Origin of the sequence: Paracoccus versutus, from assembly GCF_000763885.1 — a bacterium.
GTDB lineage: Bacteria > Pseudomonadota > Alphaproteobacteria > Rhodobacterales > Rhodobacteraceae > Paracoccus > Paracoccus versutus.
Genome location: NZ_JRKO01000105.1, coordinates 1 through 9,607 on the forward strand (window position 1 = coordinate 1; position 9,607 = coordinate 9,607).

Here is a 9,607-nt window from a genome sequence, read left to right on the forward strand (position 1 = left end):
AGGCCGGGTAGTGCTGCGGGAATTCGTGCTGCGCCGAGGCGATCGGACGCAAACCAGCGTCGAAGACCATCGCCCGAGACGACGTCGTCCCCTGGTCGATCGAAAGAAGATGCGGCATCGGCGGCCTGCTGTCGTCGGGGTGATGCACAGGCTGCACCGCGGCATCCGGCCGGTCAAGCGGCTTTCGTTTCCGGGCGGATCGCCGCGATCCGAACATCGACGCCGGTTCCTCGCCCTGCAAGGAACGCTTGCGCGCGAAGCCGGATCGCATAGAGTGATCGCCATCCAGCCGATGGAGAGCCCGGTGGCACTCAGCATACGCCAGAACGAGATCCTCGAACTTGCCCGCGCCGAGGGGCGGGTGCTGGTCGAGGACCTGGCGCAACGCTTCGACGTGACCTTGCAGACCATCCGCCGCGACCTGGGCGAGATGGCGGGGGCGGGCCTTCTGGACCGCGTGCATGGCGGGGCGGTGCCGCGCGCCGGCGCGGTCAACCTGGGCTATGAGGCCCGGCGGCGCATGAATGCCGAGGCCAAGGCCGCCATCGGCGCGGCCTGCGCGGCGGAAATTCCCGACAATTGCAGCCTGATCCTGAACCTGGGCACCACAACCGAGGCGGTGGCCCGCGCCCTGATCCATCATTCCAACATCACCGTCATCACCAACAACATGAATGTCGCCAATATCCTGCTGGCCAATCCGGGCTGCGAGATCATGGTGACGGGCGGCACGCTGCGGCGCTCGGACGGCGGGCTGGTGGGGGAACTCACCACCCAGTTCTTCGAGCAGTTCAAGGTGGATTACGCGGTCATCGGCACCTCGGCGCTGGACCATGACGGCGACCTGCTGGACTTCGACCTGGCCGAGGTGCGGGTCAGCCGCGCCATCCTGCGCCAGGCGCGCCGCGCCTTCCTGGTCACCGACCATTCCAAGATCGGCCGCCCCGCGCCGGCCCGCATCGCCAGCCTGTCCGAACTGGATGCGATCTTCACCGACCAGCCCCTGCCCCAGGACCTGCACCGGCACTGCACGGAATGGCACACCGAAGTGCGGCTTTGCCCCCCGGCCGGCCAGATCGCGGACACCTGATCCCCCTTGGGCCAGCCCGGCACGAATGGCCGACCAGCGCCGCGGATGACCGGAGTCGCCGATCCGAACCTGACCCTCCGGCGGTTGCGCGTGGCGATGAACCGACCTGGCAGCCCGGACGATGCCCTAGCGGCCGCCCCTTGCGCCGGGTTCGGGCGAAAAGGCCGGGACCGGCATTCTTCGAAACCGGCCGGATCGAAGCGCAAGGCCCAGGCGCAGGTCGGGACAGGCCCCTTTCTGCACTACGGCCCGGCGGCGGGAACCCGGCGGCGGGACGGCCGGCTCAATCCTCTTCGCACATCTGCCGCAGCGCCAGTTCGATCTCGTGACGGATCATCTGTTGCAGGTTGCGGCTGAGACGGTTGCCGATCTCGCCCTGAAGCTCCTGCCGGATCGCCTCGCGGATCATGCCGCGCAGGTGGGTGCCCTTTTGCGCATCCTTGTCCTGGGGCGCGAAAAGATGCGGCTCGCCGGTGTCGCGGGCCAAGGCTTCGGCCGCCTGCGCCTCGGCAGCCGGGTTGATCGGGGTCACGGAAGCATTCGCATGCAGCATGGTTTCCTCCATTTGCAGGATGGTGGTGGTCGGCGCCTCGGGCGAAGGGCCGGGGGGTTGGATGGTGGCTTCGATGTCGGCATGATCCGCCGCGGCTTCGGCGGCATCCACCCGCCCTGCCCGCGCCTCGGGCGCGGCAGGTTCCTCGGCCGGCGGCATGCGCAGCCAGTCGCCGAATATCCGCGGCTCCGGCGGAATGCCGGCTTGCGGGTCATTCACGGGCCCGGCCGCGACCAGGATACTGCTGTCCAGCACCAAGGGGGTGATTCGCGCCGAGGATGCCGGTCGGGGCAGCGGCGCAGTCTGCGCCGGCGGCGCCTCGTCCTGGGCCGGCGGCGCGTTCAGCGCCTGGTCCGGGATGCGGCAGCCCGCCCCATCCTGGGCGATGAGCCGGCGGATCGAGGCCAGCACGTCGCCGACATTGTCCGAGCCGGGGCCCGGCGCCGGTTGGCGCATCACCTCATGCTGCATGATGCGCCCCCCGGATCGAGGGCGGCGGCGTCAGTCCCTGCCGAGCGCGCGCAGGACGCGGTCGAGGCTTTCGCCCTGCCTGCTGGTAAAGGGTGCGTCCTGCACCGCATTGTAATAGGCCGATGGGTCATAGGTCGGTATCCCCAGTTTCAGGTTTTCCACCGTCAACAGACCCATAGCAGCCAGAAGTTGATAATGTGCTAATTGCAGATTGGCCTCGGCCGAGATTTTGTTCGCCCGCGCCTCGAGCAGCAATTGTTCGGCGTCCAGCACGTCCAGCGTCGTGCGCGCGCCCAGCGTCGCCTCTTCGCGCACGCCTTCGTAGGCCTGCTGCGCGGCGACGATCTGCTCGTCGATGGCACCGATCTGCGCCCGTGCCACGTCGATTCCCGCCCAGGACCGGCCGACCGCCTCGTCGACCTGGCGCGAAACCTGAAGCAGCCCGGCCCGCGCCTCGTCCCGCCGCGCCATCGCCTTGCGATGGGCCGAGGGCAGCCGCCCGCCGGAATAGATCGTCTGCGACAGGCTGAGCGAGGCGCCCAGCGTGTTGCGGGTCGATTCCTGCCCCTGGATCGACAATTCGCGCGACCGGCCGATGCTGGCCTGGCCGGTCAGCGTCGGGTTGCGCTCGGCCGCGGCGGCGGCGACGCCCAGCTCGGCGGCGGCGGCCAGGCGCTGCGCCTGCAGGATCGCCGGATGGCTGCGCTGGCCGATCTGCCGCGCCGCCTCGAGCGAGGCGGGCAGCGCCGGGGTGGGCGGCGGCGGCGCAAGCTGGCCCGGCGCCCGGCCGGTCGCGGCGCGGTAGACCTCGCGCGCGACCTCCAGGTTGCCGCGGGCGGCCGCCAGGCTGGCGCGCGCCGCGGCCAGGGCGGCATCGGCCTGCGAGACGTCGGTCTGGGTGATCTCGCCCACTTCGAAACGGTCCGAGGCGGCCTGCTGTTCCTGCCCGATCACGCGCACGGAATTGGATTGCAGATCAACCTGTTCGGTGGCGCTGCGCACGTCCAGATAGGCCTGGACCGCGCCCAGCAGCACGTCCTGTTCGACGCCGACCAGCGCAGCACGGGTGGCCAGCACGGTTTCCTTGGCGGCGTCGATGGCGATGGCGTTGCGGCCCCAGTCGTAAAGCGTGATCTGGGCCTGCAGCCCGATGCCGGTCGAGCGGCCGATGGCCAGGCCGTTGATCTTCTGGAAACTATGCTCGGCGATCCATTGCACGACCGGGCGCAGCTGGGCCAGGGCGGTGGCCGCGTCCTCGTCCGCGGCGCGCAGCACGGCGCGGTTCTGTTCCAGAAGCGCCGAGTGGCGATAGGCCGCGACCATGGCATCGGCCAGCGATTCGGCCCCGGCGGGGGCCGCCGTCGCGCCCGCAAGCAGGGCTGCGATCAGCGGACGCCGCAGGTTTTTCAGCGTTTTGCGAAACATGCCATGGCCTTTCCTGTCGGCATCACAAGACGAAACCCCGCGGACGCGCAAAGCCCGGCAGCAGCGGGGCGGTGGCATGGAAGCCGAAGCGCCAGTTCAACCGCCCGTCCCGCTTGTGGCCGATGCGGACGGTGCCCAGGTTGCCCTCGCGGAACATGGCGACGATGCGGCCGCCCTCGCGCAATTGATCGGCCAGCGCCTCGGGCACCTGCTCGACCGCGCCCTCGATCAGGATGGCGTCATAGGGGGCCTGGCTGGCGCAGCCCTCGGCCAGCGCGCCCTGGACCACGGCGACGTTGAACACGTCCTGCGCGGCGAGCCGGCTTTCCGCCTCGGCGGCCATGGCGGCGTCCTCCTCGAGCGCGACGACGGCCTCGGCGATGCGGGCCATGACGGCGGCGGAATAGCCGTAGCCGCAGCCGACATCCAGCACCAGGTCGCCGTTCTGCAGGTCCAGCACATCCATCATCTTGCCCAGCGTCCGCGGCTCCAGCAGCACGCGGCCGGGGGCAAGGTCGATATTGTTGCCGACATAGGCCACGTCGCGGCGCGATTCGGGAACGAACTGCTCGCGCGGGACGTTCAGCATCGCCTCGATCACGGGATAGCTGGTCACTTCGTTCGGACGCACCTGAGTGTCGACCATCATGGTGCGGCGCTGCGCGAAATCGGTCATGTATGCGAACCCTGCATTCGGTTGGCTTTACGCTCTCTTGCCACGAAAATCCGGTGCGGGCAACGGCGCCGGCGTTCTTGCCGCGACGCCGCCGCCGTGGCAGGGTCGCGGGCATGAGCGAATATCTGTTTCCCCCGCCGCCGCCCGCCGCGCTGCCGGTCCTGGGGCAGGACGTGCGATTCCCCGTGAACCGCATTTTCTGCGTCGGGCGCAACTATGCCGCCCATGCCGCCGAGATGGGGGCCGAGGTGGACCGCGAGGCGCCGTTCTATTTCCTGAAATCCGCCCATGCGGTGCGACAAAGTGGCGCGACCCTGCCCTATCCGCCCGGCACGCGCGACCTGCATCACGAAGTCGAGCTGATCGTGGCCATCGGCGCCCCCGCCTTCCGCATCGCGCCGGCGCAGGCGATGGCGGCGGTCTGGGGCTATGGCACCGGCCTCGACATGACGCGGCGGGACTTGCAGGGCCGGGCCAAGGACAAGCGCCATCCCTGGGATCTGGCCAAGAATTTCGAGGGCGCGGCCGTCTTCTCGGCCCTGACCCCGGCGCGGGACTTCGCCCCGGCGGCGCAGCGCATCCGGCTGGAGGTGAACGGCACGCTGCGGCAGGATGCGCCGATCTGCGACATGGTCTGGTCCATCCCGGAACTGGTCGCGGACCTGTCGCAATACTATCATCTCGCGCCGGGCGACCTGATCATGACCGGCACCCCGGCCGGGGTCGGCGCCGTCGCGGAAGGCGACCGGCTGGCCGGCAGGGTCGAGGGGCTGGCCGAGGTCGAGCTGACCATCGGCGCGGCGGAATAGCTCAGCCGGGCTCCTTCCATTCCAGCACCAGCTGGGTCTGGATCACCACGGCGGCCAGCTTGCCGTCGCCGCGCCGGATGTCGGTCTGCCAGATCATCGTGGTCCGGCCCAGGTGCAGCGGCCGGGGCCGGGCCTCGGCCACGTCGCCCAGGCGAATCGGGCGCAGGAAATTCGTCTTGCTTTCCAGCGTGGTGGTGGCGGCGCCCTCGGCCAGGCGCAGCTGGGTGGCGGTGCCGGCGGCGTGATCGGCCAGGCTCATGATCGCGCCGCCATGCAGCACGCCGTTGCGATTGGTCAGGGTCCGCGTCACCGGCATGCGCAGCACGACCTCGTCGAGCGTGGCGGCCACGACCTCCATCTCCAGCGATTCGGAATAGGGCGAATGCGCCTCGATGGTGGCAGAACTCCGGTCGTCGGTCATCGCGGTCCCCCTTTTTGCCCGCATCTTCCGCGGCAAGGGGGGCAGCGTCAATCGCCCGCCGTATCAGCAGGCCGGCACCGGCTCGGGCCGGCCGGCAAGGTCGAGGCCGCGGGCGGTGGGCGGCTGCCAGGTCCGGGTGGCGGCATCCGCACCCGAAGGATTGGTGCCGATCATCGACCCGCCGGTGCCGCCCGTCCAACCGGTCGAGCCCGAGTTCTCGGGCGCGGTGCCGTCGGCCAAAGCGGTCTCGGGCGTCGCGGGCTCGGCCTGGGCCGCGGCGGGCGGGCATTCCCCGGCGGCGGCGGCGGTCTGTGCCGGCTTTTGCGCCTCGGCAGGGGCAGTCTGGGCCGAAAGCGGCGCGGCCAGGCAGGCCAGCGCCACGCTCAGCACGGCGATACGGGACAGGGAAATCTGCGACATGGGCTGCATCCTCCTGCGCCCCAACGCCGGCCACGGCACCGGGTTCCCCGCCGCACGCCGCTTCTTCGTTGTCCAAATACCCAAGAATCCCGGCGCTATTCGACCGAGATGCCGGCGACCCCCTGCTCGGCATGGCCGACCAGGGCCGCCAGCGGGAAACCCGCGCCGCGGATGAAATCCAGCACCTGGCCAGCGGCCCCAGGCGCGCAGGCGACCAAGAGCCCGCCCGAGGTCTGCGGATCGGTCAGCAGCGCCCGCTGCCAGGGGGCAAGGCCCTCGGGCAATTCGACCTCGGCGCCATAGGCGGCCCAGTTCCGGGTCGAGGCGCCGGTGACGAAACCCGCCTCGGCCAGTTCCGCCGCCCGCGACAACAGCGGCAATTCCGCCAGCCTCAGCCGCAGCCGCAGCCCGGCGCCCCGCGCGATCTCCAGCCCGTGGCCGAGGATGCCGAAGCCGGTCACGTCGGTGATGGCATGGACATCGCCGCGCTTGGCCAGGTCGGCGCCGATGCGGTTCAGCGTGGTGGCCGAGGCGACCATCTCGGCCACGCCGGCCTCGTCCAGCGCGCCCTTCTTGATCGCGGCGGAATAGATGCCGACGCCCAGCCCCTTGGTCAGGATCAGCGCGTCGCCCGGCCGCGCATCGGCATTGCGCCGCAGCTCGGAGGGATGGCAGAGCCCGACCACCGCCAGGCCATAGATCGGCTCGGGCGCGTCGATGGAATGGCCGCCCGCCACCGGAATCCCGGCCTGGTGGCAGATCTCGCGCCCGCCTTCCAGGATCTCGCGGATCTGCGACGGCGCCAGCTTGTCGATGGGCATGCCCAGGATGGCCAGCGCCATGATCGGCCGCCCGCCCATGGCATAGATGTCGGAAATCGCATTGGTCGCGGCGATGCGGCCGAAGGCGCGCGGATCATCCACCATGGGCATGAAGAAATCGGTGGTGGCGATGACGCAGGTATCGTCGTCCACCTGCCAGACCGCGGCGTCGTCCGAGGTCTCGGTCCCGACCAGCAGCTGCGGGAACGCCTGCGCCATCGGCTGGTCGGCCAGCAATTCGCGCAGGACCGAGGGCGCCAGCTTGCAGCCGCAGCCGCCGCCATGCGCCAGCGAGGTCAGTCGGGGAAGGTCGTTCATGTCCGGGCTCTCCTGTCGGTCAGCCGGCGCACGGTAACGTAGAACGCCGGCACCATGAAGATGCCAAGGAAGGTCGCCGCGATCATCCCGCCCATCACCCCGATGCCGATCGAGTTCTGCGCCGCCGCCCCCGCGCCGGTGGCGATGGCCAGGGGCAGAACGCCCAGGATGAAGGCCAGCGAGGTCATCAGGATCGGCCGCAGCCGCAGCCGCGCGGCCTCGATGGCGGCCGCGACGGTGGCGCGGCCGGATTGTTCCAGGTCGCGGGCGAATTCGACGATCAGGATGGCGTTCTTGGCCGCTAGGCCGATGGTGGTCAGGATGCCGACCTTGAAATAGACGTCGTTGGCCTGGCCGAAGGTCAGCGCCGCCACCACCGCGCCCAGAACCCCCACCGGCACCGCCAGCATGACCGAGAACGGCACCGACCAGCTTTCGTAAAGCGCCGCCAGCGACAGGAACACCACCAGCGCCGACAGCGCGAACAGCCAAGGCGCCTGGTTGCCCGATTGCCGCTCCTGATAGGACAGGCCCGTCCATGCGGCGGCATAGTTGCCGGGCAGGCCGGCGATCAGTTCCTCCATCGCCGCCATGGCCTGGCCGGAACTGGCGCCCGGCGCCGGCTCGCCCTCCATCTCGATGGCGTCGATGCCGTCGATCCGCGCCAGCGAGGGCTCGACCGGCTCCCAGCGGGTGGACATGAAGGCGGTGAAGAGCACCATCTCGCCGCCCGCGTTGCGGGCATACCAGCTGTCCACGTCCTCGGGTTGCATCCGGTTCGCCGCCGCGCCCTGCACGATGACCGGGCGCAATTGCGCCCCCAGGGCAAAGTCGTTGACCTCGGTCCCGGCGAAGATGGTCGAAAGCATGGCGTTCACGCCCGACAGGCTGACGCCCAGGCTTTCCGCCTTCTGCTGGTCGATGTCGATGCGCAACGCCGCCTCGTCCTCGGTGCCCGAGCTTTCGACATTGGTCAGCCGCGGGTCTTCGTTCGCCCGCTGCTCAAGCAGCTCGGCCGCCTCGGTCCGCGCCTCGATGCCGCCGCCCGCCTGGTCGGTCAGGTACATGGTGAAGCCGGCCGAGTTGCCCAGCCGCGGGATCGCCGGCGGCTGCATGAAGAAGATGCGCCCGGCCCGGTGCCCCGAGAAATGCGCGTTCGCGCGCCGCGCCACCGCCGAGGCGGACAGCTCGGCCTTCTGCCGCAGGTCGAAGTCGCGCAGCTTGACGAAGATCATCGCCCGGTTCTGCGAGGTGCCGCCGAAGCCGAAGCCCATGGCGACAAAGACCGATTCCACCGCGACCTTTTCCTCGGTCCGCATGTATTCCTCGATCTCCTGCACCACGGCGGCGGTCTGCTGCGCGGTCGAGCCCTGGGTCAGGGTGATGCGCGATTGCAGCACGCCCTGATCCTCGCCGGGGATGAAGGTCGTGTCCATGCGGCCGAACAGGTCGATGGCGCCATAGCTGATCGCACCCAGCACCAGCATGACCAGCATCGGCCGGCGCAGGGTGCGGCGCACGCTGGCGGAATAGCCGCGCGTCACCCGGTCGAAACCGGCGTTGAACCAGCGCGCGGGCGCAAAGCGCGCCGGGCCGTGGCTTTGCCGCAGAAGGCTGGCGCACATCGCCGGCGTCAGGATCAGCGCCACCAGCAGCGACAGCACCATGGCGGTGATGATCGTGACCGAGAACTGGCGATAGATCACCCCGGTCGAACCGGGCATGAACCCCATGGGCAGGAACACCGCCGACAGCACCAGCGCGATGCCGATCAGCGCGCCGCTGATCTGGCCCATGCTCTTTTCCGTGGCCTCGACGGGGCCCAGCCCCTCCTCCTCCATCACCCGCTCGACGTTCTCGACCACGACGATGGCGTCGTCGACCAGAAGGCCGATGGCCAGCACCATGGCGAACATGGTCAGCGTGTTCACCGAATATCCCAGCGCCCCCAGCATGCCGAAGGTGCCCAGCAGCACGACGGGGATGGCGATGATCGGGATCAGCGTCGCCCGCCAGTTCTGCAGGAAGACCAGGATGACCAGGAACACCAGCCCGATGGCCTCGATCAGCGTGTGATAGACCTTCTCGATCGACAGCTCGACGAAGGGCGCGGTGTCATAGGCGATATGCACCTCGACCCCTTCGGGCAGGGCGTTCTTCAGCCCCTCCAGCGTGGCACGCACCGCGCTCGCCGTCTCGACCGCATTGGCGCCGGTGGCCAGGTTCACCGCAAAGCCCGAGGCGTTCATGCCGTTGAAGCGCGAATCGCGCCCATAGCGGGTCTGGCCGATCTCGACCTCGGCCACGTCGCCCAGCCGCACGGTGGCGCCGTCCTCGCCGGTCTTCAGCAGGATGTTGCGGAAATCCTCGACCGAGGTCAGCTGGCTCTGCGCGGTGATGTTGGCGGTGAACTGCTGGCCCGCCACCACCGGCTGCTCCCCCAGCGCGCCGACCGAGACGGTGCTGTTCTGCTGCGCCACGGCGGTGGTCAGGTCCGTGGGCGTCAGCTGGAACTGCGCCAGCCGCAGCGGGTCCATCCAGATCCGCATGGCATAGCCCGAGCCGAAGACATTGACCCCGCCCGCCCCCTCGGTGCGCTTGAC

At 69.7% G+C, this 9,607-nt stretch carries 10 protein-coding genes; 2 read left to right on the plus strand and 8 right to left on the minus strand.

Annotated elements, in window-relative coordinates; all coding sequences use genetic code 11:
* Positions 1 to 271: hypothetical protein (locus tag IT40_RS29805; protein WP_208855417.1), on the minus strand; the 271-nt coding region annotated here is incomplete at its 3' end.
* Positions 272 to 304: 33 nt separating this feature from the next.
* On the opposite strand from IT40_RS29805, the gene IT40_RS25370 reads away from it, so the two are divergent.
* Positions 305 to 1,090, plus strand: coding sequence for a DeoR/GlpR family DNA-binding transcription regulator (locus IT40_RS25370; protein ID WP_036761038.1), 786 nt, complete (start codon positions 305 to 307; stop codon positions 1,088 to 1,090).
* A gap of 283 nt (positions 1,091 to 1,373) precedes the next feature.
* On the opposite strand, the gene IT40_RS25375 is transcribed toward IT40_RS25370, so the two are convergent.
* The 3 genes from IT40_RS25375 to IT40_RS25385 are packed head-to-tail and all read right to left on the minus strand — an operon-like array spanning position 1,374 to position 4,215.
* The gene (locus IT40_RS25375; protein ID WP_036761020.1) at positions 1,374 to 2,114 is read right to left on the minus strand and encodes a hypothetical protein; all 741 of its coding nucleotides are present in this window, start codon (positions 2,112 to 2,114) and stop codon (positions 1,374 to 1,376) included.
* 30 nt (positions 2,115 to 2,144) lie between these two features.
* A complete protein-coding gene (locus IT40_RS25380) occupies positions 2,145 to 3,539 on the minus strand; it encodes a TolC family outer membrane protein (protein ID WP_052096329.1) in 1,395 nt (464 codons plus the stop codon).
* A 22-nt stretch (positions 3,540 to 3,561) separates the two neighbouring features.
* A complete protein-coding gene (locus tag IT40_RS25385; protein ID WP_036761022.1) occupies positions 3,562 to 4,215 on the minus strand; it encodes a protein-L-isoaspartate O-methyltransferase family protein in 654 nt (217 codons plus the stop codon).
* A gap of 113 nt (positions 4,216 to 4,328) precedes the next feature.
* On the opposite strand from IT40_RS25385, the gene IT40_RS25390 reads away from it, so the two are divergent.
* Positions 4,329 to 5,024 carry a fumarylacetoacetate hydrolase family protein gene (locus IT40_RS25390; RefSeq protein WP_036761023.1) on the plus strand — a complete coding sequence of 232 codons (696 nt, stop codon included), beginning with the start codon at positions 4,329 to 4,331 and terminating at the stop codon, positions 5,022 to 5,024.
* 1 nt (position 5,025) lies between these two features.
* Here IT40_RS25390 and IT40_RS25395 read toward each other — a convergent pair whose 3' ends face one another.
* The 4 genes from IT40_RS25395 to IT40_RS25410 form a co-directional block, all read right to left on the minus strand.
* On the minus strand, positions 5,026 to 5,445 hold the full coding sequence (locus IT40_RS25395) for a PaaI family thioesterase (RefSeq protein WP_036761026.1): 420 nt from the start codon (positions 5,443 to 5,445) through the stop codon (positions 5,026 to 5,028).
* Between the two features lie 63 nt (positions 5,446 to 5,508).
* Positions 5,509 to 5,865 (minus strand): hypothetical protein, encoded by a 357-nt coding sequence (locus IT40_RS25400; RefSeq protein WP_036761029.1) that lies wholly within the window; start codon positions 5,863 to 5,865, stop codon positions 5,509 to 5,511.
* Between the two features lie 95 nt (positions 5,866 to 5,960).
* Positions 5,961 to 7,004, minus strand: a complete 1,044-nt coding sequence (gene selD / locus IT40_RS25405; protein ID WP_036761032.1) for a selenide, water dikinase SelD — start codon at positions 7,002 to 7,004, stop codon at positions 5,961 to 5,963.
* Positions 7,001 to 9,607, minus strand: a 2,607-nt coding sequence (locus IT40_RS25410; protein ID WP_036761035.1) for an efflux RND transporter permease subunit, incomplete at its 5' end; no start/stop codon positions are given. The genes IT40_RS25410 and selD, both read right to left, overlap by 4 nt.

Excerpts from the sequence above, each read along its gene's own strand:
- IT40_RS25375 (WP_036761020.1), bottom strand. The coding sequence starts at position 2,114 with ATGCAGCATGAGGTGATGCGCCAACCGGCGCCGGGCCCCGGCTCGGAC.
- IT40_RS25380 (WP_052096329.1), bottom strand. The coding sequence starts at position 3,539 with ATGTTTCGCAAAACGCTGAAAAACCTGCGGCGTCCGCTGATCGCAGCC.
- IT40_RS25385 (WP_036761022.1), bottom strand. The coding sequence starts at position 4,215 with ATGACCGATTTCGCGCAGCGCCGCACCATGATGGTCGACACTCAGGTG.
- IT40_RS25390 (WP_036761023.1), top strand. The coding sequence starts at position 4,329 with ATGAGCGAATATCTGTTTCCCCCGCCGCCGCCCGCCGCGCTGCCGGTC.
- IT40_RS25395 (WP_036761026.1), bottom strand. The coding sequence starts at position 5,445 with ATGACCGACGACCGGAGTTCTGCCACCATCGAGGCGCATTCGCCCTAT.
- IT40_RS25400 (WP_036761029.1), bottom strand. The coding sequence starts at position 5,865 with ATGTCGCAGATTTCCCTGTCCCGTATCGCCGTGCTGAGCGTGGCGCTG.
- selD (WP_036761032.1), bottom strand. The coding sequence starts at position 7,004 with ATGAACGACCTTCCCCGACTGACCTCGCTGGCGCATGGCGGCGGCTGC.